22 protein-coding genes are annotated in these 26,988 nt (G+C 70.0%); 10 read left to right on the top strand and 12 right to left on the bottom strand.

The window, feature by feature from the left end; all coding sequences use genetic code 11:
• From ACMW4R_RS04830 to ACMW4R_RS04820, 3 genes are read right to left on the bottom strand one after another with little or no spacing between them, the layout of a single operon-like run.
• Nucleotides 1–1,401, bottom strand: coding sequence for an MFS transporter (locus ACMW4R_RS04830; protein WP_058597519.1), 1,401 nt, complete (start codon nucleotides 1,399–1,401; stop codon nucleotides 1–3).
• A gap of 48 nt (nucleotides 1,402–1,449) precedes the next feature.
• Entirely contained in the window at nucleotides 1,450–2,454 is a 1,005-nt protein-coding gene (locus ACMW4R_RS04825; protein WP_418299311.1) for a zinc-binding dehydrogenase, read from the bottom strand.
• Between the two features lie 42 nt (nucleotides 2,455–2,496).
• Nucleotides 2,497–4,020 (bottom strand): mannitol dehydrogenase family protein, encoded by a 1,524-nt coding sequence (locus ACMW4R_RS04820; protein WP_418299310.1) that lies wholly within the window; start codon nucleotides 4,018–4,020, stop codon nucleotides 2,497–2,499.
• An 88-nt stretch (nucleotides 4,021–4,108) separates the two neighbouring features.
• Here ACMW4R_RS04820 and ACMW4R_RS04815 point away from each other — a divergent pair, with 88 nt between their 5' ends.
• Complete coding sequence (locus ACMW4R_RS04815) at nucleotides 4,109–5,071, top strand: LacI family DNA-binding transcriptional regulator (RefSeq protein WP_058626434.1); 963 nt, start codon at nucleotides 4,109–4,111, stop codon at nucleotides 5,069–5,071.
• Nucleotides 5,072–5,421: 350 nt separating this feature from the next.
• On the opposite strand, the gene ACMW4R_RS04810 is transcribed toward ACMW4R_RS04815, so the two are convergent.
• The 7 genes from ACMW4R_RS04810 to ACMW4R_RS04780 all read right to left on the bottom strand — a co-directional run bounded on the left by ACMW4R_RS04810 (nucleotide 5,422) and on the right by ACMW4R_RS04780 (nucleotide 14,290).
• Entirely contained in the window at nucleotides 5,422–6,708 is a 1,287-nt protein-coding gene (locus ACMW4R_RS04810; protein ID WP_418299309.1) for a glycosyltransferase, read from the bottom strand.
• A gap of 33 nt (nucleotides 6,709–6,741) precedes the next feature.
• Nucleotides 6,742–7,371, bottom strand: a complete 630-nt coding sequence (locus ACMW4R_RS04805) for a TetR/AcrR family transcriptional regulator (protein ID WP_193752691.1) — start codon at nucleotides 7,369–7,371, stop codon at nucleotides 6,742–6,744.
• 10 nt (nucleotides 7,372–7,381) lie between these two features.
• Complete coding sequence (locus ACMW4R_RS04800; RefSeq protein ID WP_418299308.1) at nucleotides 7,382–8,020, bottom strand: hypothetical protein; 639 nt, start codon at nucleotides 8,018–8,020, stop codon at nucleotides 7,382–7,384.
• A gap of 293 nt (nucleotides 8,021–8,313) precedes the next feature.
• Nucleotides 8,314–9,957, bottom strand: coding sequence for a sensor histidine kinase (locus tag ACMW4R_RS04795; RefSeq protein WP_418299307.1), 1,644 nt, complete (start codon nucleotides 9,955–9,957; stop codon nucleotides 8,314–8,316).
• Nucleotides 9,958–10,126: 169 nt separating this feature from the next.
• Nucleotides 10,127–11,680, bottom strand: a complete 1,554-nt coding sequence (locus ACMW4R_RS04790) for a DHA2 family efflux MFS transporter permease subunit (protein ID WP_418299306.1) — start codon at nucleotides 11,678–11,680, stop codon at nucleotides 10,127–10,129.
• Nucleotides 11,677–12,300, bottom strand: a complete 624-nt coding sequence (locus tag ACMW4R_RS04785) for a PadR family transcriptional regulator (RefSeq protein ID WP_418299305.1) — start codon at nucleotides 12,298–12,300, stop codon at nucleotides 11,677–11,679. Before ACMW4R_RS04785 ends, ACMW4R_RS04790 begins: the two co-directional genes overlap by 4 nt.
• Before the next feature lie 241 nt (nucleotides 12,301–12,541).
• Nucleotides 12,542–14,290 carry a BCCT family transporter gene (locus tag ACMW4R_RS04780; protein WP_058630275.1) on the bottom strand — a complete coding sequence of 583 codons (1,749 nt, stop codon included), beginning with the start codon at nucleotides 14,288–14,290 and terminating at the stop codon, nucleotides 12,542–12,544.
• A 111-nt stretch (nucleotides 14,291–14,401) separates the two neighbouring features.
• Between ACMW4R_RS04780 and ACMW4R_RS04775 the strand changes: the two genes are divergently transcribed.
• From ACMW4R_RS04775 to ACMW4R_RS04735, 9 genes are all read left to right on the top strand, one after another.
• Nucleotides 14,402–15,334 (top strand): phosphoribosylaminoimidazolesuccinocarboxamide synthase, encoded by a 933-nt coding sequence (locus ACMW4R_RS04775; protein WP_418299304.1) that lies wholly within the window; start codon nucleotides 14,402–14,404, stop codon nucleotides 15,332–15,334.
• A 176-nt stretch (nucleotides 15,335–15,510) separates the two neighbouring features.
• Nucleotides 15,511–16,848 carry a uracil-xanthine permease family protein gene (locus tag ACMW4R_RS04770; protein WP_058630325.1) on the top strand — a complete coding sequence of 446 codons (1,338 nt, stop codon included), beginning with the start codon at nucleotides 15,511–15,513 and terminating at the stop codon, nucleotides 16,846–16,848.
• Nucleotides 16,849–16,883: 35 nt separating this feature from the next.
• A complete protein-coding gene (locus ACMW4R_RS04765) occupies nucleotides 16,884–17,078 on the top strand; it encodes a hypothetical protein (protein WP_058597532.1) in 195 nt (64 codons plus the stop codon).
• Nucleotides 17,079–17,796: 718 nt separating this feature from the next.
• Nucleotides 17,797–18,849 (top strand): LacI family DNA-binding transcriptional regulator, encoded by a 1,053-nt coding sequence (locus ACMW4R_RS04760; protein ID WP_418299303.1) that lies wholly within the window; start codon nucleotides 17,797–17,799, stop codon nucleotides 18,847–18,849.
• 61 nt (nucleotides 18,850–18,910) lie between these two features.
• Nucleotides 18,911–20,203, top strand: coding sequence for a sugar ABC transporter substrate-binding protein (locus tag ACMW4R_RS04755; RefSeq protein WP_363338579.1), 1,293 nt, complete (start codon nucleotides 18,911–18,913; stop codon nucleotides 20,201–20,203).
• A gap of 61 nt (nucleotides 20,204–20,264) precedes the next feature.
• Nucleotides 20,265–21,206, top strand: coding sequence for a carbohydrate ABC transporter permease (locus tag ACMW4R_RS04750; RefSeq protein ID WP_153001385.1), 942 nt, complete (start codon nucleotides 20,265–20,267; stop codon nucleotides 21,204–21,206).
• Nucleotide 21,207: 1 nt separating this feature from the next.
• A complete protein-coding gene (locus ACMW4R_RS04745; protein ID WP_058597534.1) occupies nucleotides 21,208–22,161 on the top strand; it encodes a carbohydrate ABC transporter permease in 954 nt (317 codons plus the stop codon).
• Between the two features lie 188 nt (nucleotides 22,162–22,349).
• Nucleotides 22,350–23,321, top strand: a complete 972-nt coding sequence (locus ACMW4R_RS04740; protein WP_418299302.1) for a glycosyl hydrolase family 32 — start codon at nucleotides 22,350–22,352, stop codon at nucleotides 23,319–23,321.
• 252 nt (nucleotides 23,322–23,573) lie between these two features.
• The gene (locus ACMW4R_RS04735) at nucleotides 23,574–24,500 is read left to right on the top strand and encodes a PfkB family carbohydrate kinase (RefSeq protein WP_418299301.1); all 927 of its coding nucleotides are present in this window, start codon (nucleotides 23,574–23,576) and stop codon (nucleotides 24,498–24,500) included.
• On the opposite strand, the gene ACMW4R_RS04730 is transcribed toward ACMW4R_RS04735, so the two are convergent.
• The gene (locus tag ACMW4R_RS04730; protein ID WP_241492257.1) at nucleotides 24,475–25,497 is read right to left on the bottom strand and encodes a class C sortase; all 1,023 of its coding nucleotides are present in this window, start codon (nucleotides 25,495–25,497) and stop codon (nucleotides 24,475–24,477) included. The genes ACMW4R_RS04735 and ACMW4R_RS04730 overlap by 26 nt on opposite strands.
• A gap of 4 nt (nucleotides 25,498–25,501) precedes the next feature.
• Nucleotides 25,502–26,908 carry a SpaH/EbpB family LPXTG-anchored major pilin gene (locus tag ACMW4R_RS04725; protein ID WP_418299300.1) on the bottom strand — a complete coding sequence of 469 codons (1,407 nt, stop codon included), beginning with the start codon at nucleotides 26,906–26,908 and terminating at the stop codon, nucleotides 25,502–25,504.
• Between the last annotated feature and the right edge of the window lie 80 nt (nucleotides 26,909–26,988).

Below are 26,988 nucleotides of genomic sequence, written 5' to 3'. Positions count from 1 at the left end.
TCACATCGCGGCGCGCGGGTCGGTCAGGTCGCGACCGGTCCACTCGGGGGCGACGATCGCGGCGACCAGCGCCGAGGCGGTGAACACGCCCATGAGCACCATGATCGGGACGATGCTGCCGGTGGCGGCGGCCACCCACGCGGCGGCGACGACCGGGCCGACACCGGTGGCGATGATCGCCGCGATCTCGCGGACGACCGCGGTGAGGGTGTAACGGTTGCGGGCACCGAAGATCTCGGGGATCGAGATGTTCTCCATGGATGCCAGACCCAGCACCGAGATGTTGTGGATCAGCGCGTAGCCGACGAAGATCCAGCCCACCTCGCGGGAGTTGATCAGCAGCAGCGTCGGCACGATGAGCAGCAGAGACAGCGCCGACATGACGATGTACATGCGACGGCGGCCGAACTTGTCGCCGAGGAAGCCGACGACAGGGATCGTGACGAAGCCGATCAGCGACGAGACGATGACGATCTCGGGTCCGACCTCCTTGGAGATGGCGAGCGTGATCGTGATGAACGAGATGAGGTAGGTCTGCACGATGCCGGAGTTGCCCGCCTGGCCGAAGCGCAGGAAGAACGACACGAGCACGGCCTTGAGCGGCTTCTTCTGCAGCGACTCGAGCGTGCGGATGTCGTTGGTCTCGGTGGCGACCTTGTGCAGCTCGGCGCGCGAGAGCGCCTTGCCGTCGACGACATCGGTGCGCTCCTCGAAGACCGGGCTCTCCTTGAGGTTGAAGCGCACCCAGAGCGCGAAGAGCATGATGACGGCGCTGCCGATGAAGGGGATCCGCCAACCCCACGCGATGACGTCGCTCTCCATCATCACGGCGAGCAGGATCGCCCAGATGCCGGAGGCGAAGAGCGTTCCGCAGTTCGTGCCGAGGGCTACGAGCGAGGCGACGATGCCGCGGCGGTTGTCGGGGGCGTACTCGGCGAGCATGACGCCCGCACCCGAGATCTCGGCGCCCGCGCCGAAGCCCTGGGCCAGGCGCAGGATCACGAGGAGGATCGGGGCCAGGATGCCGACCTGCTCGTATGTGGGCAGCACGCCGATCAGCGTGGTCGCCGCCCCCATGAGCAGGATCGTGTAGAACAGCACCTGCTTGCGGCCGATCTTGTCGCCGATGCGGGCGAAGACGAACGCGCCCACCGGGCGCGCGACGTAGCCCACACCGTACGTGGCCATTGCGAGCACGACCGCCATGGCCGCGTCGCCTCCCGCGAAGAAGATCTGGCTGAAGACGAGGGCGGCGGCCAGCGAGTACAGCTGGAAGTCCATGAACTCCAGCGCGGTGCCGAGCCAGCCCGAGACGGCGGCGCGGGCGAGGTCGCCGACCGACCGTTTGGCGACGGGCGGAGGCGTCGAGGCGTCGACGCCGGGGGCGGAAGAACTGCTCATCGGATTACTCCTTCGTAGTGATGACGGGTGGTGCAGTCGAGTGGTGGGTCAGAGCGAGAGAAGGACCTTGGCGGATGCCGACGAGTCGCGCGCCGTGGCGAACGCGGCGACCGCATCGGCGGCGGGGATGACGTGGGAGACCACCGCGTCGAGGGCGTCGGTCGAGGCGAGCAGGGCGATCGCGTCGTCGATCTCGGTCGAGAAGCGGAACGCGCCGCGTACGGTGAGCTCCTTGGCGAGCATCGAGGCGAGGTTCACGCCGATCTCGGAATCGGGGAGCATGCCGACCTGCACGACGGTGCCGGCTCGACGGGCGGCGCGGACGGCCTGCGTCAGCGCGACGCCCACGCCCGAGCACTCGAACACGACGTCGAAGGACTCGGGGTCGATCGCGTCGGTGCCGACGAGGAACGTCTCGGTCGCGCCGAGCGATCGCGCCCGGTCGAGGGGCTCGGGGCGCACGTCGCTGGCGCCCACGACCGCGGCACCCGCGTTCACGGCCGCGGCGATGACGAGCAGACCGATGGGCCCTGCGCCGATGACGAGGGCGCGCTTTCCCGTCAGGTCGCCCGCGAGGCTCGCCGCGTGGACCGCGACGGCCAAGGGCTCGGCGAGCGCGGCACGCTCCAGGGAGAGCCCCTCGGGGAGGACGCGGATCATGTGCTCCTCGACGACGAGCATCTCGGCGGCACCGCCCTGACGGTGGGGGAAGCCCGCCGCGCTGCCGAGGTAGTCGCCGCCCGCGCGGAGGTGCGGGCGGTCCTCCAACCCCGGAACGGACGGACCGAAGCGCGCGGGGTGCACCGTGACGGGCGTCCCCGGCGCGAGGCGGCCGGAGGGGTCGAGGTCGACCTCGGCCGACAGTTCGTGACCGGGGACGAGCGGCTCGCGCACCGCGTACTCGCCGTTCTTGCCGTGGAAGTAGTAGTGCAGGTCCGATCCGCAGATGCCGACGTAGCGCACGCGCAGGCGCACTTCGCCGTCACCCGGCTCGGGGGTGGGACGGTCTTCCCAGCGGATGTCTTCCGCGCCGTGGATCGCGAGAAGCTTCATCGCGTCTCCTTCGTGTCTCGCGCCCCGCAAGGCGCCCGGTGGTCAGAGGGTGGGGCGCGCCAGGCTGCCCGCCGCGGCGAGGCTGTCGGCGATGGCGCTCTCGACGCCACGCTGAACGATCGTGTCGACGAGGTCACCGACCCGATCGACGAAAGCGGTGCGGTGGGCGACGTCGTCGCCGAACAGCCGCAGATCGACGATGGCGCGGTGCGCGACGTCACGTCCGCCGCGCGTGGGCACCGCGGTGAGGCGCTCGCGGGCGGGGTCGGTCATCGCCGCGGCGTGCGCGCCCGGATCGAACCCGGCCGGAGGGGCGATGCAGGCGAGATAGGCCGCGACGGTCAGCGCGATGAGGTGCGGGAACTCGCCGCGGTCGAAGGCGTGGGCAAGCGGGCCCGGGATGCGCTGGGCGAGCTTGACCGATCCGTCCGAACCGACCTGGCTCGTCCGGTGTCCGAGGGCGCTGTTGCCCCACCGCGCGAACAGTTCGCGCTCGTACTGCTCGATGTCGACACCGGCCGGGGCCGAGACCGAGGGCTCGTACTCCCCACGCAGCACGGCCGCGGCCGCGGCTTCGACATCATCCAAGGCGATGGCATCCGGGATCGTCGGAACGCCCCGCAGCGCGCCGAGATAGGCGATGAGCGAGTGGGTGCCGTTGAGCAGGCGCACCTTGAGCTGCTCGTACGCACCGACCTCATCGGTGAACACCGCTCCGCCTGCCTCCCACGCCGGGCGCCCCGCCGCGAAGCGGTCTTCGATCGCCCACATCGTGAACGGCTCGGCCGGAACGGGTGCGTCGTCCCGCAGGCCCAGCAGCGCAGCGACACGGTCGGTGAGCTCGCCGGTGGTCGAGGGGACGATGCGGTCCACCATGCTCGAGGGGAAGGTCACGGCGCTGTCGAGGTAGGCCAGGACGTCGGCGCCCTCGGCATCCGGAAGCTCCTGCAGGAACTCGCGGACGAGCTTCTCGGTGTGCGAGCCGTTGGACAGCAGGTTGTCGCAGCTGAGGATCGAGAGCGGCGCGCCACCGGCCGCGGCGCGCGCCTGGAGCCCGCGGGCGAGCTGACCGATGGTCGAACTCGGCGCTCCCCCGCGCAGGTCGGCGCGCACCCGCGGATCGGTGACGTCGAGGCGCTGCGTCGACGGCGAGAAGCTGTATCCGTTCTCGGTCACCGTGAGCGTCACGACGCGGAGGGACGGGTCGGCGAGGTCGGCGACCACTCGGGCCGGATCGTCGGCGGCGACGTACGAGTCGGTGTGGGCCCCGGGGATGCTGAGCGTCGTCCCCTCGGGCGAGATCGTGGCGACCGAGTAGAGGTGATCCTGGGCGTGCAGGGCGTCGACGACCCGGCGGGAGCGCGAAGCGACGCCGATGATGCCCCAGTCGCCGCCTTCGGCGCGAAGGGCGGCGGCGGTGTAGACCGCCTGGTGCGCGCGGTGGAAACTTCCGAGGCCGAGGTGGAGGATGCCGGCGGCTCCCGGTGCCGCGGGAACGGCCACGGACGCCCGCGCTTCGCGTCGAAGGCTCGCGGTCGGTCCGGAGGGATCGTCGATGATCGGCATACAAGGAGTGTGCAGTGTTTGTACAAACTTGTCAACTGTTTACACAGCGTGATGCACGATGATGGGACGACAGCTCGAAGGAGAAGGAATGGCGGCAACCCTCACCGACGTCGCCCGGCACGCCGGGGTCTCCATCGCCACGGCTTCCCGCGCCTTCGGCGAGCCCGAACGACTCGCCGCCGCCACGCTCGAACGCGTGCGTCTCGCCGCCGCCGAGCTCGGCTACACCACCTCGCAGGTCGCGACGGGAGCGCGGACGATCGCGGTCGTCGTTCCGGATGCCGCGAACCCGGTCTACGCGACCCTCCTCAAGGCCATCCAGGGGCAGGCGTGGCACGGCCGCCACCGCATCGTGCTCTACGACGCCGACGAAGACCTGCGCCGCGAGCGCGAATCCATCGAACTCGCCGGCAAGGCCGACGGCCTGCTGCTCTGCTCCCCGCGCTTGCCCGAGGCGGACGTGCTCGCGCTCATCGGCGACACCCCGCACGTCGTCATCAACCGCCTCATCCCCGGGGTCGCGTGCGTCATCATGGACGCCGACCGGGGTCCGAGCCAGGCCGTCGAGCACCTCGCCGCCCTCGGTCACACGCACATCGCGTACGCCTCCGGCCCGCACGGCTCGTGGGCCGACGACCAGCGCGCGCACACCGTCGGTCGCGCGTGCGAACGGCACGGCATCCGCCTGACGCGCCTCAGCAATCACGCGGCGTCGATCCAGGGCGGGCGGGCGAGCGCGGCGGCGGCCGTCGCGAGCGGCGCGACCGCCGTGATCGCGTACAACGACCTCGTGGCCCTGGGCCTCGAGGCGGGGATGAGCGAGCTCGGCCGCGTCTGCCCCGACGACGTGAGCATCGTGGGCATCGACGACATCGAGCTCGCCGGCGCGGTCACCCCGAGCTTGACCACCGTGCGCATGCCGATCGCGCGCTCCGGAGCCCTCGCCGTCGAGCTCCTGCTGCAGTCGATGGCCGGCACGACACCGGACGAGGCAGCGGTCCTGCCGTCGGAACTGATCGTGCGCGGCTCGACGGCACCCCCGCGCGGCTAGCGGCGGGAGTTTCGCCCGACCGGAGCGACACGAGCCCGGGCGCCGTGGGCCGTGGGCCGTGGGCCGTGGGCCGTCACGCGGAGTTCACACACGACACGCCGACCCCGGATGCCACCACCCCGGCGTTTCACCACGAACTCCGCACGACGGTACCGCGAGGCCCCCGCCCCGCGGCGACCACCCCGCGAAACACCGCGGCGGCGATCATGCCGCAGCCCGGACCGTCACGCGGACTCCACACCCGACACGCCGCCCCAGGATGCCACCACCCCGGCGTTTCACCACGAACTCCGCACGACGGCCCGGCGGTGCCACCGCCGCGGCGGGCGACGAGGCGCGCGCGGCGCGGATCAGCCGCGGGCGGCGACCATCGCCTCCACGTCGTCGACGAGACCCGCCGCGCCCGGAGCGGCGTCGATCGCGTCGCCGATCGCTCGCGCGCGGGCCGCGTATCGCGGGTCGCCGAGGATCCGTTGGACGGCCGAGCGGATGGCATCCGGAGTCGGGCGACCCGTGCGCAGGTTCACGCCCACTCCGGCGTGCTGAACACGGGCCGAGGTCTCGACCTTGTCTTCGGAGTCGCCGGCGATGACGATCGGCACGCCGTGGCGCATCGCGTGGTGGAGCCCGCCGTACCCGCCGTTGGTCACGAGCACGCTCGTGCGGGCGAGCAGTTCGTCGTACGGCAGGTAGCTCGCCGCGAAGGCGTTCGCCGGCAGAGGCGGGAGCGTCTCGACGGCGCGCCCGCCGGTGGTCACGGCGACCTGGACGGGCAGATCCGCCAGGGCTGTGAGAGTCGGCTCGATCACCTCGCCGTAGTCGGTGTTGGCGACGGTGCCCTGCGTGACGTGCACGAGCGGGAGGGCCGGGTCGAGCTCGTCGAACCACGCCGGTGCCGGCGTCGGTCGGGCGGCCGCCGTCGCCATGGGGCCGTAGAAACGCAGGTTGTCGGGGGCGTCCGTGCGGGGGTACTCGAACTCTTCGACCGTGAACTGCGCGAGCAGGTCGCTGCGCGAGAGCACGTCCATGAAGAACGCGCCGTTCAGGGGTGGCGCCCCGACACCGGCGAGGAAGAGGTCCAGCGACCGATGGACCGGCCGCAGCACGGCCTTCGCCGTCACGCCGAGGACCCGATTGCGCAGACGGTTCAGCACCGGCTGACGCAGGGGCGTGATGCCGAGACCGTAAGGCGGGGTATCGCGACTCGAGAATCCCGCGGCGGTGATTCCGCACATGACGGTGAGGGGACGCTCGGAGCGCGGTCGCCCGAAGAGGGTCTGCACCCCCAGGAAGAGCATGTCGTGCAGCACGACATCGACCGGTTCTTCCGCGAGGACGTGCTCCAGGGTGGCCGCCGCGGGGCCGGCGGGATCGAGGAACGCCCGCTCGACACCGCGGTTGATCGTCGCGAGTCCCCGCTCGCGCACGTCGTCGCCCGTTCCGATGTCGTCGAGCGTGTCGGCCTCGGGCGGAAGGGGGAGGAATCGGATGCCGGCCGCCTCGACCATCGATCGGTATCGGGCACCGGTGAGCAGGCGTACGTCCCACCCGCGACGCTGCAGTTCAGTGGCGACGACGAGGAGCGGGCCGACGTGACCGACGGCGGGCATGCTGCAGATGAGGGCGGAGGAGGTCATTTCCTGTTCTTTCCGGACGTCCCCGCCGCGCGTTCACGCGAGATTGTCGGCGAGGTGGATGAGTTGCGCCGTGAGCCACGACCGATAGGTGGCGAGGTCCCATCCGCGGGCGACGATGAAGTGCGTCCAGGGATCGGGTCCCGTGATGAGGCCGAGCACGTCGGCGGCGATGGCGACCTGGTCGACGCGGATACGTTCGCGCTGCAGGAACCACCCGGCCCCGATCGTCATGTCGCGGTGACGCCGCATCTCCAGCTCGAGGTAGGCGGAACGCACCTCCGCATCACTGTCAGCCGCAGCGAGCATGGCCCGGACGATCGCCGCCGATCGCTGATTCGCCTCGATGAGGAAGTCGACGTACCGACCGATCGCCGTATCGGTGTCGGGCTCACTCATGATCTCGACGAGCGCGGGACGCTCGGTGAGCGAGTGCCGCCCCTCGTCACCCGCGAAGGTCCGCTCGAAGGCGGCGATCAGCAGAGCATGCTTGGGGCCGTTCAGGTGCACCGTCGGGATCGACACCCCCGCCTCGGCGGCGATCGCCTTGATGGTGGTGGCGACGTAGCCGTCACGGACGAAGAGCCGGCCCGCCGTGTCGACGATGTTCGCGCGCGTGGCGGCGGCCTCTGCCTGCCGTTTGGGGGACTGATAGCTGCGGGGCACGTCCCACACGCTACTTCGCTGCGGCGACGGCGGCCCGGGCGATGAGCAGCCCCGCGACGATCTGCGCACCCGTGGACACGAAGTACATCGTGTTCGTCAGGGCCTCGATCGAGCTCGCGTTGATGACGGCACCGAGCGCGAAGCCGACCAGCGAGAGCACGAGGATCCCCCACCGCGCAGCGCCTGTCAGCACACGAGCCCGCACGATGACGATGCCCCCGACCAGCAGCAGCACGCCCTGGACCGCGCTCATGGCGAACAGGAACACCATCGCTCCGTCGGTGGGTGCAGCCGTCGGCAGGAGGTACGCCGCGAGGAGGTACATGCTCTGATTCGCGAGGAAGAAGGCACCGAAGCCCAGCAGCGCGATCTTGCCCACGAGCGACGAGCCGACCGCGCCCTGACCGTCGCCGCGGCCAAGAGCGAGCGGGAACATCGCCGCGACGTGGGCGAGGGTGCTCGCGAGGAACAGCACCCAGAATCCGGCGGCGGGCCCCGGTTCGGAGGATACGTCGGTTCCGACCTCGAGGGCGGTGGCAGCGGTCAGCAGCACACCTCCGGTGAGGATCAGGATGCCGGCGCCCCGGGGCCACGCGCGGCCCGAAACACTCTCGGGAGACGAACGGACGGCAGTGACAGTAGCGGTCATGGGTGGCTCCTTCGAGAGGCAAGGCGGAGAACGTATGAGATGTCCCGCTCTGGTAATTCACCATATAGCCATATAGCCCAATACGGGAAGCCCACCCTGAGGCGAACCACGGTCAGGCACGAGTGCAACGAGGGTAAAACCCCGTAGGATTGCAAGTCGACGCGCTGACGTACACTTTCACAATACTGTCGTATAAGCGGTTTTCGATCCGCACGCCACAGCGGACCACGCCTGTGGGCGCGCGGGGGTGGCCGGCCGGGGACCCCGTGAGGCCCGAGGTAGATCCCGCCGGATCAGCGCGCCCCGGGAACGACGACGGGAAGCTCCAGCGTCACCGTCGTCCGCTCGCCCGGATCGCTCTCGATGTGCACGCGCCCCGCATGCGCGTTGACGATCGCGCGCACTCTCGTCAGCCCCAGGCCATACCCCTGGACGGCGCGCGAGCGCGCGTGGGCCGTGCGGTAGAAGCGGTCGAAGACTCGGCGCTGCTCAGCGTGCGAGAGCCCGACTCCCCCGTTCGACACCGTCAACCGGACGCGATCATCGTGCGCGCAGCAGGACACGGACACAGGCGATTCCGGCTCGCCGAACTTCACGGCGTTCGTCAGGATCTCGGCGACAGCCTCCTCCAGGCGATCGCGGTCCGCGCGCACCTGGACGCGGGCGGCGTGCGCGACGTGCACGGGTGTCGAGCGCGCGTCGGCGAGCTTCGCGATGCGCCGGGCTGCGGCATCCACGATCTCCCCGATGTCGACGTCGGCGAAGCGGAGGTCACGGTCGCAGGCGGTCGCCGACACGAGGTCGGTGATGCGGTCGAGGAGGTCGCCGGCGCGACGGTTGACGACGTCGATGTATTGCCGCAGTTTCGGGTCCTCGTGGCCGACGGCATCGTCGATGAGGGCGAGGAAGCCGGTCACGCTGGTGAGGGGCGTGCGCAACTCGTGCGAGACGGTCCGGAGGAACTGCTCGCGCACCTCGATGGCGTCGGCGAGGTCGGTGACGTCGTGCGCGACGACGACGGTGCCCTGAACGGATCCGTCCCGCCTGCGGAGCTGGTTCGAGGAGGCGAGAACGGCCATCTGCGCATCGGGCGGCCCGAGCCAGGCGAGGTGTCCGCGGAAGATCTCCCCTTGGAGTGCGCGCGGGATGAACTGCTCCTCGGGAGGAATCCGCGTGAGGCGGTCCGCGGCGAGCACGTTCTCTCCCGCGTAGGGGGGCTCGTCGAGACGGAAGCCGGCCGCAGTCGCCATCGTCCGAGCGGCCGCGTTGGCGACTCCGAGACGACCGTCCGCGTCGAAGAACGCCACGCCCGCCTCCACGGTGTCGAGGATCCCGGTCACGAGAGCTTCGGCATCCTGAGCTTCCGACAAGGCCCGCAACTGTGCACGAGTCGCTTGCGCAAGCTGGCCCTCACGACGCTTCAGCCTCCGTGCCGCGAGGAACGCGGTCACCGCGAACGCGACGATTCCCAGAGGCAGAGTGACGGTGTTCGCCCACTCCGCGGTGGACTGCGGCGGCGCGCCCTCGTAGAAGAAACGGAACGCGACGATGAACACGGAACCGAGGATCGCGAGGGCGACCCCGACCCAGTCGAACGAGTACGCGGCCCAGGCCATGGGGAAGATCGCCAACAGAGTGACGCCGGGGAGCACCTCGACGACCTCGGCGCGCACGAAGGCCACGGCGACGATGTCGAGCACCGCCACCGCCAGCAACCATGCCGGCGGGAATCGTTCCCACGGGACCAGCCTGGCGAGGACGGTCGCGACGATGCCGACGGAGAACCCGGCGATCGAGATCGTCTCGACGAGGGTGGGCAGATCGACGATCGCGACGACGACGGCGACGTAGACGAGCCCGAGCGCGAAGGGAAGCTGCGTCCGCGCGAAGACGACGCGACGGCCTCTCGGGGAACTCCGCAGATCGACGGTGGGCACGGATCGCTTGCACCTGCTCTCGGGCCGGTGGAACGTGTGGGACAGCCGGGAAACGAAACGTATGATATCGGACGCGCATCTCCCCCCACAGCCAACGCGGGCGCGTAGGGCCCGACAGACACGGAACGCCGCCATCCCCAGGGGAGACGGCGGCGTTCCGGAGCGAGCGCTACTGGCTCGCCGCTGCGTTCGCGGGTTTCGCGGCGGGAGCCGCGTCACGCGGCGCACCGTGAGGGCGGATGACCGAGGGGCGACGCATGAACAACACGGCGACGAGACCCACACCGATCACGATGATCGGCAGGACGAGCGACTGCCCCATTGCCTGCGAGAAGCCGCCGACCACCTGGGGCGGCAACGCTCCGCCGCCGAAAGAGGCCGAGGCATCCGCCGCCCCGGGCAGGTTCGCCTCGAGGCGCGCCTGCATGAAGGCGGCGATGGATGCCGAGCCGATGACCGATCCGACGGTCCGGGTTGTGTTGTAGATGCCGGCGCCGGCGCCCGCCTGGCGCGGCGGCAGGTTGCGCGTCGCGGTGGTCGCGAGCGGACCCCACATTCCGGCGTTCCCGACCCCCATCAGCGCGGACGGGATGAGGAAAGCCCAGATCGGGGCATCGTTCAGAATGAGCGCGACGTAGATGCCGAGCGATCCGCCGACGAGCAGCAGCCCCGGCACGAGCAGGAAGCGCGGGTCGGTGCGGTCGAGGAGCTTGCCGGCGAACGGAGCGAGCACGCCCGAGAGGATCGCGAGCGGCACGAGCAGCAGGGCCGACTCGGTCGGGGTGAGGCCGCGCGCGAGCTGCAGGTAGAACATCTGCGGCAGAGCCATGCTCGTCACGGTGAAACCGACCGCGGCGATGGCGAGGTTCGCGACCGAGAAGTTGCGGTCGCGGAAGAGGTCGAGCGGCACGAGGGGCTCCCCCTTGCTGCGCGCCTGCGTCCAGACGAACAGCGCCATGACGACGACACCCGCGGCGACCATCCCCCAGATCCACGCCGCCCACGAGTAGTGCTCCCCCTCCTGCAGACCGAAGACGATGAGGAACAGACCGATCGCGCTGAGCACGACGCCGAGGATGTCGAACTTGTGCGCCGTCCGCGGAAGCTGCGGGACGAGGATCATCGCGGCGACGAAACCGATGATGCCGACGGGGATGTTGATGAAGAAGATCCATTCCCATCCGAGGCCGTCGACGAGCAGACCGCCCGCGAGCGGCCCGACGAGGGTCGCGACCCCGGCGGTGGCGCCCCACAGCCCCATGGCCGCACCGCGGTTCTGCGGCGGGAAGGTACGCGTGATCACGGCCATCGTCTGCGGCGTCATGAGCGCGGCCCCCAGGCCCTGAACCGCACGAGCGACGATCAGCACCTCGAGCGAGGGAGCGAGACCGCACGCCAGCGAGGCGAGCGTGAAGATCGCGAGGCCCGTCAGGTAGATGTTCTTCGGACCGAAGCGGTCGCCGAGGCGCCCGGTGATGAGCAGCGGCACGGCGTAGGTCAGCAGGTAGGCGCTGGTGACCCACACGACGTTGTCGAGGTTGTTGGTGTCCGGGTCGAGAGCCGCCTTGATCGCGGGGTTCGCGACCGAGACGATCGTGGTGTCGACGAGGATCATGAAGAAGCCGATGACGAGCGCCCAGAGGGCGGGCCAGGGGCTGCGTTCGTGGGTCTTGTGCGACCCGGTTCGGGTGGATGCCGTCGAGGCGGCGCGGGCGTCGGTCATGCGAATGTCTCCCTCGAGACGCGGTGCTTGTTCTTGATGTGTTCGGGGATCTCGGCGACGCCCCAGGGCAGGGTGCGATCGACGAGACGCGCGCGCAGCGAGTCCTGCCACGCGAGTTCGGCGTCGAGCAGAGCAGCCTGGCGCTGCAGCTCGACCAGGAATTGCTCGGGAGTGTCGCGATCGGCGGCGGACTCGAGACCGGCGCGATGCTCTGCGATGGAGGCTTCGAGCATCGTGCGGCGCTGGTCGAGCAGGGCGACGACCTCGTCGCGCTCGAGGTTGTGCGCTTCGGAGAGGGCGACGCGGAAGTCGCTCTGACGGTCGATCTGTGGCAGCTCGGCGCGGACCCAGTTCTCGACGGCCTGGCGACCGGCATCCAGAAGCGTGTACGTGGTGCGCTCGGGACGGTTCCCCTCGCGGTCGACGCCCACCTCGGCGAGCAGGCCGTCCCGTTCGAGACGGGCGACCGTGTGGTAGATCGTCCCCTTCTGCAGGGGGACGAGCCGGTCGTCGCGGCGCTCTTTCAACAGGCGCACGAGCTCGTAGGTGTGCATGTCGGCCTCGCGCAGGGTGGCGAGGATCATGACGGCGATCGGGGTGAGGCGGCTGGCGTCCGGCATCCGTCCTCCTCATGGTCCGTGCTGACTAGTCCACGTGGACTATACGCTCATTCGCGCCGCCGCGCGAGCCCACGCCCCAGCGCCGCGCGCCCGCGCCCACGCCCGCACCCGCACCCGCGGGCAGCGCTGAGTGTCCAGAACACCCGGACGGATTTTCGAAGCGTCCGCGTGTTTTGGACACTCAACGGCCCGACAAGGCGCGGGACCACGGAGGGGTGAGCGCGGACGTCGCGCGAGCGCGCTACGAGTCGGCCGGCGGGGCCGACGGAGGCGTCTCGGCCGAAGGCGCGGAAGACCGCGCCGCGGCGGTCGGTACCGCGCGGCGCACCCAGCGCACCGGGATGCCGAAGATGCCGCGTTGATTGGGCTCCTCGACCTCGAGACCGTAGTGCTCGCCGATCGCGTCGCGCAGCTGCGCGCGCTCGGCCTTGTCGTACGCGCGCATCTCGCGACGGAAGGCCGTCACCGTCGCCCAGCAGATCGCGAGCAGCACGATGCTGAAGGGAAGGGCGATGCTGATCGCCGCGGTCTGCAGGGCGGTGAGCCCGCCCGCGATGAGCAGGGCGAACGCGATGACGGCGGTGGCGAGGGCGAAGAACACACGGACCCAGTTCTTCGGCTCCTCCTCGCCGCCCGTCGCGATCATGCTCATCACGAGCGCGCCGGAGTCGGCGGAGGTCACGAAGAACACGGCGATGAGGATGAGGAAGCCGACGATCAGCACGACGGAACCCGGAACACCCTCGAGCATCTGGAACAGTGCCGTCGAGACGTCGACCGACCCATCGGCACCGGTGTACGACGCCGTGCCGGTCAGCTCACCGTAGATCGCGGTGCCGCCGAGGACGGTGAACCACAGGATGCCGACGAGCGTGGGCACCAGGATGACCCCGACGACGAACTCGCGAACGGTGCGACCGCGCGAGATGCGCGCGATGAAGATCCCGACGAAGGGGGCCCACGAGATCCACCAACCCCAGTAGAAGGCCGTCCAGGCGCCCTGCCACGCCACGCCGTCGTCACCCGCGTAGGCGCTGACCGTGAAGGACAGGCCGACGAAGCTCTGGATGTAGTTGCCGATCGACTGCACGACGTCGCGGAGCAGGAACTCGGTGGGACCGACGAAGAGCAGGAAGAGCATCAGGACCCCGGCGAGGACGAGGTTGATGTTCGACAGCCACTTCATGCCCTTGCCGACGCCCGACAACAGGGAGAAGAGCACCAAGCCGGTGATGACGCCGATGATGATCGCCTGGCTGACGATGTTGGGCGACACGACCCCGAGGAAGTCCAGGCCCGCGCTGATCTGAAGGACGCCGAGACCGAGGGACGTCGCGACGCCGAAGAGCGTTCCGACGAGGGCGGCGACATCGACCGCGTTGCCCCAGCCGCCCTGCACGAGGCGGGCACCGAGGATCGGCTCCAGCGCCCACCGGATGGTGCGCGGACGCTTGCGACGGTGGAAGGCGTAGGCGAGCGCGAGTCCCAGCACGACGTAGATCGACCACGCGTGCACGCCCCAGTGCAGGAAGGTCTGCGACATGGCCTGCTGCGCGAGCTCGGCGGGGGTGCCCGTGACGCCGGGGCGGGGCGAGACGAAGTGGCTGAGCGGCTCGCTCACGCCGTAGAACACCAGGCCGATGCCCATGCCCGCGGCGAACAGCAGCGAGAACCACGACATCGTCGAGAACTCGGGCTCGTCGTCGTCCTGACCGAGCTTGATGTTGCCGAAGCGGCTGAAGCCCATCGCGAGGGCGAAGACGACGAAGAACGCCGCGATCAGCACGTAGTACCAGTTGAAGGTCGAGACGATCGTCGTCTGCACGGTGTCGAACGTGGCCTCGGCCGCGGCGGGGAAGAACAGCGCGAACGCGATGAACGCCAGGGCGATGGCCGCGGCGGGCCAGAACACCCATCCGCGAATGGTCTTGTGGCGACTACCGAGATGGGGATCGATGTTCACCGCGGTATCGGGGGCTGCCTCGGTCATTCCATCAACGGTAGTCAGCGGCGTCCCGCGGGCCGGGGGGCAGGCGCCGCGAAGCGCGGTGTGGCACAATCCGCGCCGGTGCGGGGCGTCGACACCCGCAATAATGAGCGGGTGACCTCCGCTCCCCCCGCCGATCTCGCCGGCTGGCGCCACGTCTACTCCGGCAAGGTGCGCGACCTCTACGTTCCCGCCGACACCGCCGACGACGCCGCGCCCGCCCACCTCCTCGTGGTCGCGAGCGACCGCGTGAGCGCATTCGACCACGTGCTCTCCCCCGGCATCCCCGACAAGGGCGTGCTGCTGACGACTCTGAGCCTGTGGTGGTTCGACCAGCTCGCCGGCGGCGACGGAGGGCGTGGCATCCCGAATCACCTCGCTGCCGACCACGTGCTCGCGGACGACGACGCGGTGGAGCTGATCCCGGATGCCGTGCGCGGACGCGCCATGCTGGTCCGCTCGCTCGACATGCAGCCGATCGAGTGCGTCGTTCGCGGGTATCTCACCGGCTCGGGCTGGGCGGAGTATCGGGCGACGCGCACGGTCTGTGGCATCCTTCTCCCCGAGGGCCTGAACGACGGCGACCGCCTGCCGGAGCCGCTCTACACTCCGGCGTTCAAGGCGCCGATGGGCGAGCATGACGAGAACATCACGTTCGAGCGGTCGGTCGAGATCGTCGGCGCCGAGACCGCCGCGGCGCTGCGCGACCTGTCGCTCGAGATCTACCGCCGCGCGGCGGCGACCGCCGAGGCGCGTGGGCTGATCCTCGCCGACACGAAGTTCGAGTTCGGCTTCGACGCCCAGGGCGTGCTGACCCTGGCCGACGAGGTGCTGACGTCGGACTCTTCTCGATACTGGGATGCCGAGTCCTGGCGCACGGGGACCACTCCGGCCGAGCGGATGGCGAGCTTCGACAAGCAGATCGTCCGCGACTGGCTCGCGGCGAACTGGGACAAGCAGGGCGAGCCGCCCGTGCTCCCGTCCGAGATCGTCGAGCGGACGCGCGAGCGTTACGCCGAACTCCTGCGTCTGCTGACGGCATCCTGACCCGCCCGCGGAGGCTTCGACAAGCTCAGCCACCGCTCCCTCCTCGCCGCATGCGCCCCCGAGCACCGCGCGCCGAGCCCGAGCACCGGCCCCTGAGCTGAGGACCAGTCCCTAAGCCGAGCACCGTCCCTGAGCTTGTCGAAGGGACCCCCGACCCCCCCCACCCAAGGAGACACATGTTCCGCTGGAAGCTGCACGGCAACGGGCGCACCGTCGAGCCCGGCGCGGTCGTCGCCCCGGGCGAACGCCTGAACTGGGGTGCGACGGTCGCGATCGGCCTTCAGCACGTCATCGCGATGTTCGGAGCGACGTTCCTCGTACCGGTGCTCACCGGCTTCCCGGTCTCGACCACGCTGCTGTTCTCGGGCGTCGGGACGCTGCTGTTCCTCCTCGTCACGAAGAACCGGCTCCCCAGCTACCTGGGCTCGTCGTTCGCCTTCATCGCCCCGATCACCGCCGCGACCACGGCGGCCGGCACCGGCTCGGCCCTCGCCGGCATCGTCGCCGTGGGCGTGCTTCTCGCGGCGATCGGGTTCGTCGTGCAGTTCGCCGGACTCGGCTGGGTCGACAAGGTCATGCCGCCGGTCGTCGCGGGAGCGATCGTGGCGCTCATCGGCTTCAACCTCGCACCGGTGGCGTGGGGCAGCTTCCAGAAGCAGCCGCTCACCGGCACGATCACGCTGGTCGCCGTCATCCTCTTCAGCGTGCTCTTCCGCGGCTTCCTCGGCCGCGTGTCGATCTTCCTCGGCGTGATCGTCGGCTACGTCGCCACGGTGCTGATCCAGGTGACGACCGGCGAGGCCCTCATCGACTTCGCCGCCGTCGAAGCGGCCCCATGGGTCGGACTGCCGGAGTTCCACTTCCCCGACTTCGCCTCGCCCGGCACGTGGTCGGTGATCGCGATGTTCCTGCCCGTCGTCCTGGTGCTCGTCGCCGAGAACGTCGGCCACGTCCGCGGAGTCGCGGCGATGACGGATGCCACGGCCAACCGCTCCACCGGACGCGCCCTGATCGCCGACGGTGTCGCCACGACCCTCGCGGGCTCGTTCGGCGGCTCCGGCACGACGACGTACGGCGAGAACATCGGCGTCATGGCCGCCACCCGCGTGTACTCGACCGCGGTGTACTGGGTCGCCGGTCTCGCCGCGATCCTGCTGAGCCTCTCGCCGAAGGTCGGCGCCGTGTTCAACACCATCCCGCCCGGCGTCCTCGGTGGTGTCACGACCGCGCTCTACGGCCTCATCGGGATCATCGGCATCAAGATCTGGGTCGACAACCGCGTCGACTTCTCACGCCCCGTGAACCAGTACACGGGCGCCGTGGCCCTGGTGCTCGCGATCGCGGGCTTCACGATGGACATCGGCCAGTTCCAGCTCGGCGCGATCGTGCTCGGCTCGATCGCGGCCCTCGTGATCTACCACCTCGGCAACGCGATCGCCCGCGCCCGCAAAACCGGCGCCGACGACGGCGGCCCGATCCCCGCCGTCGGCCCGCTGGGCGGCGACCCGGCCTGAGCCGGTCGTCCGCCCCCACCACCCCCGGAGCATCCATGACCGCCACCACTCGCCCCACCGCCCGCACCGGCATGATCCTCGTCGCCATCGGCACCGTGGGCCTCGCCGTCATGCTGTGGTGGGATGCCAACGGCGCCCCCACCGTGGCCCACTTCCTCACGGCGTCCTTCGGGTACCTGATCGGCCAGGGCATCGTGACGTTCTACGCCGCGCGGCGCCGCCCGCGCTGACGGCCGAGGCCGCGGCATCCGGTCCGTCGCGCGGGGTCCGGGCCACGGCACCCGGACCGTTAGGCGGAGTGCGGGCTGCGGCGCCCGGGCCGTCGCGCGGAGTCCGGGCCGCGGCATCCGGACCGTCCCGCGGAGTCCGGCCGCGACACGCCGCCCGCACGCACCACCCACCGGCGCGTCGCGCCTGAACTCCGCCTGACGGCACGCCCTGCGCACTGGGTCCCGGCCCGTCCGGCGGAGTCGGCGCCACGGCATCCGGTCCGTCCCGCGGAGTCCGGCCACGACACGCCGCCCGCACGCACCACCCACCGGCGCGTCGCGCCTGAACTCCGCCTGACGGCACGCCCTGCGCACCGAGTCCCGGCCCGTCCGGCGGAGTCGGCGCCACGGCATCCGCACCGTCGCGCGGAGCCGGGGCCGCGGCACCCGGACCGTCGCGCGGAGTCCGGGCCACGGCACCCGGACCGTCCCGCGGAGTCCGGCCACGACACGCCGCCCCCACGCACCGCCCACCGGCGCGTCACGCCTGAACTCCGCCTGACGGCACGCCCGCGCACCCCGGGCGCCAGAACCCACGGATGCCGATAACCCGGCGCCGCCGCCACCGTTGCCGGACCGTTACTTGACACCGGCGGGCCCCAGACCGCACACTGATCTCGGTCGCTGATAAATCGGTTTATCAGCAAGATAAATCGATTATCCAACGGAGGGTGGAGCGATGACTCGAGTGCGTCTCGCCGACGTCGCGAAAGCGGCGGGCGTCTCTCCTGCGACCGTCTCGCTCGTGCTCAACGGGGCCGAATCGCGCATCTCCGACGAGACCAAGGAGCGAGTCCGCCGCGTGGCCGCAGAGGTCGGCTACTCGCCCAACCCGATCGCGCGGAGCCTGCGCACCCGCGTCACCGGAACGATCGGCCTCGTCTCCGACCGCATCGCCACGACCCCCTTCGCCGGTCGCATGCTCGCCGGCGCTCAAGAAGTCGCCCGCGAGAACGGTCGCCTCGTGATCCTCGTCGACACCGACGGCCACCCCGAGATCGAGTCCGACGCGATCTCGACCCTGGTCAACCACCGCGTCGACGGCATGGTCTACGCCTCGATGTACCACCGCGTGCTCCCGGCTCCGGCGGGCCTTCCCGACGGCACGGTCTTCCTCGACTGCCGCCCCGAGAACGGCGGCTACCCGGCGGTCGTCCCCGACGACTACGCCGGAGGCCGCGCCGCCACCCGAGAGCTCGTCGACGCCGGCCACCGACGCATCGCCTACATCGACGACGGTGACGCCGATCGTCCCATCGCCGCCGAGCTGCGCCTCCAGGGGTACCTCGACGTCCTGGCGGAGGCCGGCATCGACCCCGACCCGGCCCTGCACGTCTTCGCCCCGACCTCTGCCGCGGGCGGCCAGCAGGCGATCGCCGAGCTGTTCGCCCTCCCCGAGGATCGACGCCCCACCGGGATCTTCGCCTTCAACGACCGGATCGCGGCGGGCGTCGTCATGTGGGCGCCCCGGCACGGCATCCGGATCCCCGAAGATCTGTCGATCGTCGGTTACGACGACCAGCAGCTGGTCGCGGCGGAGCTCGATCCGCCGCTGACGACCGTCTCGCTCCCCCACGCGGCCATGGGCCGCTGGGCCATGGAGGTCGCCCTCGGCCTCCGCGCGGCGGACACCGATTCCCCCCACCTCATGGACTGCCCGATCGTTCGTCGGGCTTCCGTCGGCCCTCCCGCGCACCTCGGCAGCGCGCGGGACCCCCGGGTCACGGACTGACGCCTCCCGGCGTCCCCTCACGATGGCGACAGCGATGTCGCCGCACACCGAAAGGAACACGATGAAGAAGTCCTTCATCCCGCTCGCCGCGACAGGCGTTGCTGCCGCGCTGGTGCTCACGGGCTGCGGTCAGGCCGGCCAGGGCAGCACGACGACCGAAGACGGTCGCACCGTGCTGACCATGTGGACGCACTCGGCCGGTAACCCCGCTGAACTCGCGGTCTACGAACAGATCATCAGCGACTTCAACGCCTCGCAGGACAAGTACGAGGTCAAGACCGAGTCGTTCCCGCAGGGCGCGTACAACGACGCGATCGTCGCTGCGGCGGCCTCGGGCGACCTGCCCTGCCTGCTCGACCTCGACGGCCCGATCATGCCCAACTGGGCGTGGGCCAACTACCTGCAGCCGCTGAACATCTCCAGCGACATCACCGACAAGCTGCTCCCGACCGCCGTCGGAAAGTACAACGGCGAGATCTACTCCGCCGGCTACTGGGATGCCGCGCTCGGCATCTTCGCCCGCAAGTCGGTCCTGGATGCCAATGGCATCCGCATCCCCACCATGGACCAGCCGTGGACGGCGAGCGAGTTCGACGCGGCCCTGGCGACGCTCAAGGCCGCCGGCTACGACACCCCGATCGACATCGGCGCCGAGGACAAGGGTGAATGGTGGCCCTACGCCTACTCGCCGTTCCTGCAGAGCTTCGGCGGCGACCTGATCAACCGCGACACCATGCTCACCGCGGACGGGGCACTCAACGGTGCGGATGCCGTGAAGTGGGGCGAGTGGTTCCAGTCGCTGTTCAAGAACGGGTACGCCAACAGCGGCGGAACCGTCGGCAACCAGGAGTTCGTCGACGGCAAGGTCGCGCTCAGCTACACGGGCGTCTGGAACGGTCTCGCCGCGGTGGACGCGGTCGGTGACGACCTGCTGATCCTCCCGCCGCCGAACCTCGGCAACGGCCCCAAGATCGGTGGCGGCTCGTGGCAGTGGGGGATCTCGTCGTCCTGCAACGACGCGGAAGGCGCCCGTCAGTACCTCGAGTTCAGCTTCAACGACAAGTACATCACCCAGTTCGCCGACGAGCAGCTCGTGATCCCTGCCACCGAGGCGGCGACCGAAGCGTCGAAGTACTTCAACTCGACCGACGGTGCTCTGCGCCCGTTCGCGGAGTTCTCGAAGGAGTACGCCGTACTGCGCCCCGAGACCCCCGCGTACGCGGTGATCTCGACCACGTTCGAGACGGCGGCGAAAGACATCATGAACGGCGCCGACGTGAAGTCGGCCCTCGATGCCGCCGTCACCGAGATCGACACCAACATCTCGTCCAACGACGGCTACGGCGCGAAGTAACGCCGAGCCCGCGGTGGGGGCCCGCTCGGGCCCCCACCGCACCCGGGAAAGAAGAACTCTGATGACCGTGTCACCCCCGATCGCCGCGGCGAAGCAGCCGCGCCGATCCCTCAGCCGCTTCCGCTCCGCACGCGGACGCGAGACGTGGGCGGGCCTGGCGATGATGGCCCCGGCCGCGCTCCTGCTCCTGCTCTTCCTCATCATCCCCGTGCTGCTGGCGTTCACGCTGTCATTCACCAACGCACGCTTGATCTCGCCCAACCCCCCGCGGTTCGTCGGCCTCGACAACTTCTTCCGGGCCTTCACCGCCGACCCGGTGTTCCTGCAGTCGGCGCTGAACACCTTCCTGTTCGCCCTCGTCGTGGTGCCGGTGCAGGCGGGCCTCGGTCTACTGCTCGCTGTCCTGGTCAACCAGCGCCTGCGCGGCACGACGTTCTTCCGCGTCGTGTTCTTCGTCCCCGTCGTCACCTCGATCGTCGTGGTGTCGATCCTGTGGCGCTTCATGTACCAGAGCGACGGCCTGATCAACTCGATGATCGACACGCTCACCTTCGGTGCGTTGAAGGGCGCCGACTGGCTGAACGACCCGAGCACGGCACTCGGCGCGATCATCGTGCTGTCGATCTGGCAGGCGGTCGGCTTCCACATGATCATCTGGCTCGCGGGATTGCAGACGATCCCCGAAGAGCTCTACGAGGCCGCGCGCATGGACGGCGCGGGACGGTGGCGCCAGTTCACGAACGTGACTTGGCCGGGCCTGCGTCCGACCATGGTGTTCGTTCTCGTGACGATCACGATCGCCGCCCTCGGCCTCTTCGTCCAGGTCGACGTGATGACCCAGGGCGGACCCCTCAACTCGACGTCGACCGTCGTGTACCACGCGGTGCGCAAGGGCTACGAGCAGCAGGAGATCGGCTACGCCGCGTCGATCTCCCTCCTCTTCTTCGTCGCCGTGCTGATCATCGCGCTCATCCAACGCTGGTTGACCCGAGAGAAGAACTGATATGACCGGCATCCTGGAGCGCCCCGAGCGCACCGCACGCACAGCGCGTCAGACCACGTCCACCCGGCAGCGCACCCGCTCGTCGGAGGGGCGTACCGGTCGCATCCTCACCTACGTGTCGATGTCGATCCTCGCCGTCTTCTTCCTGTTCCCGTTGGTCTTCATGTTCGTCTCGAGCCTGAAGCCCGACGCGCAGATCCTCCGCGACATCAACTCGCCCGCGGCGTTCCTGCCCACGGGCGACATCAGCCTCGACAACTACTTCGGGGTCTTCGACCGCGTTCCCGTCGGGCAGTTCCTCTTCAACTCGATCCTCGTGACCGTGCTGACCGTCGGACTGGGACTGATCGTGAACTCGCTCGCGGGCTTCGCCCTGTCGCGACTGCGGTGGAAGGGGCGGGTCGTCGTGATGGCCCTCGTCATCGCGACGCTCATCGTGCCCTTCGAGACGATCGCGGTGCCGATGGTCTACTGGGTCAACCAGCTGCCCACCCTCGTCATGGAGGGCGGCGTGCTGAAGTACGACTTCGGCTGGTTGAACACCTACCAGGTGCAGATCGTGCCTTTCATCGCGAACGCGTTCTCGATCTTCCTGTTCGCGCAGTACTTCTCGACGATCCCGCAGTCGCTCGACGAGGCGGCCCGCATCGACGGGGCGAGCTGGTTCACGATCTACCGCCGGATCATCGTGCCCCTGTCGGGCCCGGCGTTCGCGACGGTCGCGATCCTCACGTTCCTTCCCGCGTGGAACCAGTACCTGTGGCCGCTCATGGTCGTGCAGAAAGAGAACCTGCGGCCGGTCATGGTCGGCATGCAGTACTTCTTCCAGCTCAACACCGCGTGGGGTGAGGTCATGGCCTACACCTCGCTCATCACCCTCCCCGTGCTGATCGTGTTCCTGGTGTTCCAGCGCGCGTTCGTGAGCAGCATCGCCGCGAGCGGGGTGAAGGGGTGACCCACCGACTCGATGGCGCCGTGCTCGATGCAGCAGCGGTCGCCATCGCGCATCCTTCCGCCGGGGCGGCCGAGCGCCCCGGCGGAAGCCTCGCCCGGCGCCGCACGCGGTGACCACGCGTGGCGACCTGAGACCCCCGACCCCTTGAGCCCCGCAGCACAGCGCTGCGCTGAAAGAGAGTGCCTGACGTGTTCGACCTCGCCGATTCCTACGTGTGGGATTTCTGGTTCGCCGACGACGGCGACCGCTACCACCTGTTCTTCCTGTACGCCTCGCGCGCGCTGCACGATCCGGAGGACCGCCACTACCGTGCCTCGGTGGGCCACGCCGTCTCGACCGATCTCGTCTCGTGGGAACGCGTCGCCGATGCGCTCGTCCGGGGCGGTGCCGACGACTTCGACGCCCTCGCCACCTGGACAGGCTCCACCGTGCGCCGCGACGACGGCACCTGGTTCCTCTTCTACACGGGCTCTCGCCTGGGCGAGGACGGCCGCAACGTGCAGCGCATCGGCTACGCCACCAGCGACGACCTGTACACGTGGCACAAGAACCCCGCCAACCCGGTGCTCGAGGCCGACGGCGAGATCTACGAGCGTCTCGCGACCACCGACTGGCACGACGAGGCCTTCCGGGACCCGTGGGTGTTCGCCGATCCCGCGGGGAACGGCTGGCACATGTACGTCACCGCCCGCGCACCCCGGGGACCGTTGAACGGCAGCGGCGTCGTGGCTCACGCGACCTCGCGCGACCTCGAGACGTGGACGCTGCAGGCGCCCGTCAGCGAGCCCACTGACCAGGGCTTCGGCCAGCTCGAGGTGACCCAGGTCGAAGAGGTCGACGGCCGCGCCGTGCTGCTGTTCTCGTGCATGCCCGCCCAGGCGATGGATGCCGTGCGCGCACGCCACCCGCGAGGGGCGGTGTGGGCGGTCGCCGCCGACAGCGTGCTCGGCCCGTTCGACATCTCGACCGCGACGCCGCTCACCGACGACGACCTCTACGTCGGCCGTCTGATCCGGGATCGCGCCGGCCGCTGGCAGTTGCTGGCGTTCCGCAATGTCGGCGTCGACGGTCGCTTCGTGGGCGGGATCACCGACCCGATGCCCGTCGGCTGGCAGGGTGACCGCCTGGTCATCACCCAGCCCGCCGCTCTGTCGGCCTGACGTCGCGTGCGCCCGGGCTCCGGTCCCGTCTCCCGGGACGGGCCGGAGCCCGATCCGTCCCGCGGAGTTCGGGCCCCGGCATCCGTACCGTCCGGCGGAGTCCGGCCGCGACACGCCGCCCCCGCCCGCCGCGCACCGGCGCGTCGCGCCTGAACTCCGCCTGAGGGCACAGCCCCGACCCGGCCGCGTTCGCGCCGGCACGCTCGATGCACCATGATGACGGCGAGGCGATCGCCCACCGGAAGGACCAGGATGACGACCACCGAAGCCCACATCCACGACGTCGCCGTGCTCGGCGAGGCCCTCGTCGACATCGTGACCACCGCGGCGGGAGCGTCCGAGCGGCCCGGAGGCAGCCCCGCGAACGTGTCCGTCGCTCTCGGCCGGCTCGGCCGCGACGCCACGCTCGTGGCACGCGTCGCCGACGACGAGCGCGGGGCCGCGTTGAACGCGTGGCTCTCGGCATCCGGAGTCGACCTGGTCACGGCCGGAACACCGGAGCGCACCGCCACCGCCCGCGCCACCATCGGTGAGAACGGCAACGCGACCTACGACTTCGACATCGACTGGGTGCTGCCCTCCCCCGTCGAGATCCCCGCCGCGCGGATCTTCCACACCGGATCCGTCGCCGCGACACTCGCACCGGGTGCCGACGAGGTCCGCGCCGCGGCCGAGCGCGCCCGCGCGACGGCACTCATCAGCTACGACCCCAACATCCGCCCCGCCCTCACCGGCGGCCACGATGACGCCACCGCGCGCGTCGAGGCTCTCGTCGCCCTCGCCGACGTCGTGAAGGCAAGCGCCGAGGACGCCGAGTGGCTCTACCCGGGCGTCGCGCCCGTCGACGTCGCGCGGCGATGGGTCGAGCTCGGCGCCGGACTCGCCGTCATCACCGACGGCGAAGCGGGATCCCTCGCCGTCACCGCCCACACCACCGTCGACATCCCCGCCGTCTCCACGACGGTCGTCGACACCGTCGGCGCGGGCGACACGTTCATGGGGACGCTGCTCGACGGCATCCTGAACATCCCCGGCGACATCGACGAGCTGCGCGCGCGAGTCCGGTCCCTCGACCACGAGGCCGTGCTGGCTTTGTTGAATCGCGCGGCGCGTGCCGCCGCGATCACCGTCGGGCGCGAGGGAATGGACCCGCCTACGCGCGACGATCTGGCCGGTTGACCCGGCGAGTGCTCGGTGGGCGTCCGGCGGCATAGACCAGCACGCACAGCGCGCCGAAGGATGCCGGGATGACGACGGCCCACCAGGGGAAACCAGGGATGTCCGGCACCTGCCCCGCGGCGTCGACGTCGGCCTGCGGCGTCGGAGTCACGCGCTCTCCCGTCACCAGGATGCGATGGGTGTTGATCCCCAAGGGCGTGCACGTGACGAGGGTCACGAGGTCTTCACCGGCCTGCGGGAGAAGAGCCTCGGTCTCCTCCGGCAGCACCACCCGCGTATCGCGCACACGATAGGTGAGCACCTCGCCGAAGACCTCGAGGGTGAACGTGTCGCCGACGACGACCTGATCGAGGTCGTCGAAGAGCGTGGCCCCGGCGAGCCCCCGGTGCGCGGTGAGCACGGAGTGCTGGTCGGCGCCGCCCACGGGCAGCGACGTGCCCTCGAGGTGACCGACCCCCTTGTCCAAGATGGCGTCGCTCGTGCCGTGATAGATCGGCAGATCCACATCGATCGCGGGGATGCGCAGCCGGGCCATCACCCCGTCGGCGCTCGCGCGCAGCAGATCGTCGTAGACGAATCCCGGTGCGTGCGCACCAGAGCCCGTCGGTACGCGCGCCCCCGCCTCGATCAATGCCCCGCCCACGAGGGCGGCGTTGTAGGAGTGCGCTTCGGACAGCGCCTCGCTACGAGTCGAGCGGGTCGTCGCGCCGAGGTCGGTCTCCACGCTCACGATGAGCCGCGACTGGTTGTACTGCGTCCACCAGCTCGCCACCGTCGGGTACATGAGCAGCAGAACGCCCACGAACGCGACGAGCGCGAACACCACCGTTCCCCACGGCAGGTGCCACCGGCGACGACGGGCCCGTCGGCGGGATGCCGGGTGCCGGAGATCGTCGCCGAGGGGACGCCAGGACCGACGTCGACGCGGGTGCGGCGCGACGTCGGTCCCGGCTGCGGGAGAGGTGGCGTAGGGGGAGCCCGCCCCTCCCGGCTTCATGTGGTCAGGACCGCTTCGCCCGCACGCGGCGAGCGACGATGGTTCCGACGCCGGCGACGACGAGGCCGCCGCCGAGGATCGAGAACAGGGTGCTTCCCGCACCACCGGTCAGCGGGAGGTTCGGGCCCGTCTGCTGGGTGTTCTCGAGGGTGACCGTCGTCGGCGCAGTCGCTCCACCGGCGTTGACGGTGACCTGGGTCCACGGGTCGGCGGGGAGGACGTATCCGGCCGGCGCCTGCGTCTCCTTCACCCAGTACGTGCGCGACGTCACGGAGTCGTTACCGACCCACAAGCCGTCGATCGAGATCTTTCCGGTCGAGTCGGTGGTGAGCGGACCGGTGACGAGGGTGCCGCTCTTCGCGTCGTACACCTCGAAGATCGCTCCGGCGAGGGCGTTGGAGGTCGCGGCATCCGTCTTCTGGATCACCACCGCGCCCCAGTTCGTCTGCGGCGTGTTGGTCTCACGGTCGGACCCGTTCGTGTTGACCACGGCGGTGTTGGTGATCTGGCCGTCGGGGCCGAGGCTCGTGACCTTCGTGGAGATCCTCGCCTGAACGGCGGTCTTGCCAGCGAGCTTCGACAGACCGGTCGTGGTGAAGGTGATCTTGACGTTGCCCGACACCGTAAAATCGGTGTTCTCCACCAGCGTCGTCCCGTCGACCGAAACCGTGGCGCCGGTGTAGGACAGGCGGGCGTCGAGGTCGTCGGTGATCGAGAAGCTGCGGTAGGTGTCGCCCGCGGCCAGCGCCGGAAGGGGAGCATCCACCGTCCACACCACCGTCGAACCGAGCACCGGCGCGTCCGGGGCGGAGACCGACTTGGTCGGGGTCGTGTCGTTCAGCTTGTTCTTGGGGTAGACGTGCACGTCGTACAGCCAGGTGCCCTGGTTCGGGTACGGCACCGAGACGAGGAAGGGCTGCACGGGCGAGACGATGGGGTTGGGGCCCGGATCGATCTCGCTGACGTAGTACAGACCGTACGGGAGGTCCGCCACAACCGCCTGTCCGTCCGCCCCCGTCGTGACCGTGGTCGAATTCGAGAACGAGAAAGGCGCCGAGGTGACGGTCGCGGGCGTGGCGGTCGCGGCCTGGTCCCAGCCGGCGGCGGTGGTGAGATCGATCGCCGTGCCGTTGTAGGCGACGCGCTGCACCGAGAACTGCACGCCCGACAGGGCCTGCCCGAGCTGCTGGACGGCGCTCGGATCGGTGATCTCGGTGCCGTTTCCGGCGGCGCCCGGCTCACCCGCGTGCTTGTGGATGGTCAGCGTTCCAGTGGTACCCGTGATATTCGACGGGCTCGCCGGATCGGCGGCATGTGCCGCCCCGCTCGCCGCTATCGTCCCGAGGGCGGCGAGGGCCGCGATTCCGATGCCGGCGGCCAGCTTTCGCAGCCGCATCGATCTGGTGGACATGTGGTTCTCACTTTCTTTCCATGGCGGCCGTGGTCGGCGGCAACCGGCGTGAAGAGGGGATGTTCGGGGAAGGCGGACGG

The sequence above is a fragment of the Microbacterium sp. S1037 genome (assembly GCF_048381605.1).
Lineage (GTDB): Bacteria > Actinomycetota > Actinomycetes > Actinomycetales > Microbacteriaceae > Microbacterium > Microbacterium testaceum_B.
The sequence above is the reverse complement of the archived record's forward strand: the minus strand, read 5'-3'. Positions and strand labels throughout refer to the sequence as shown.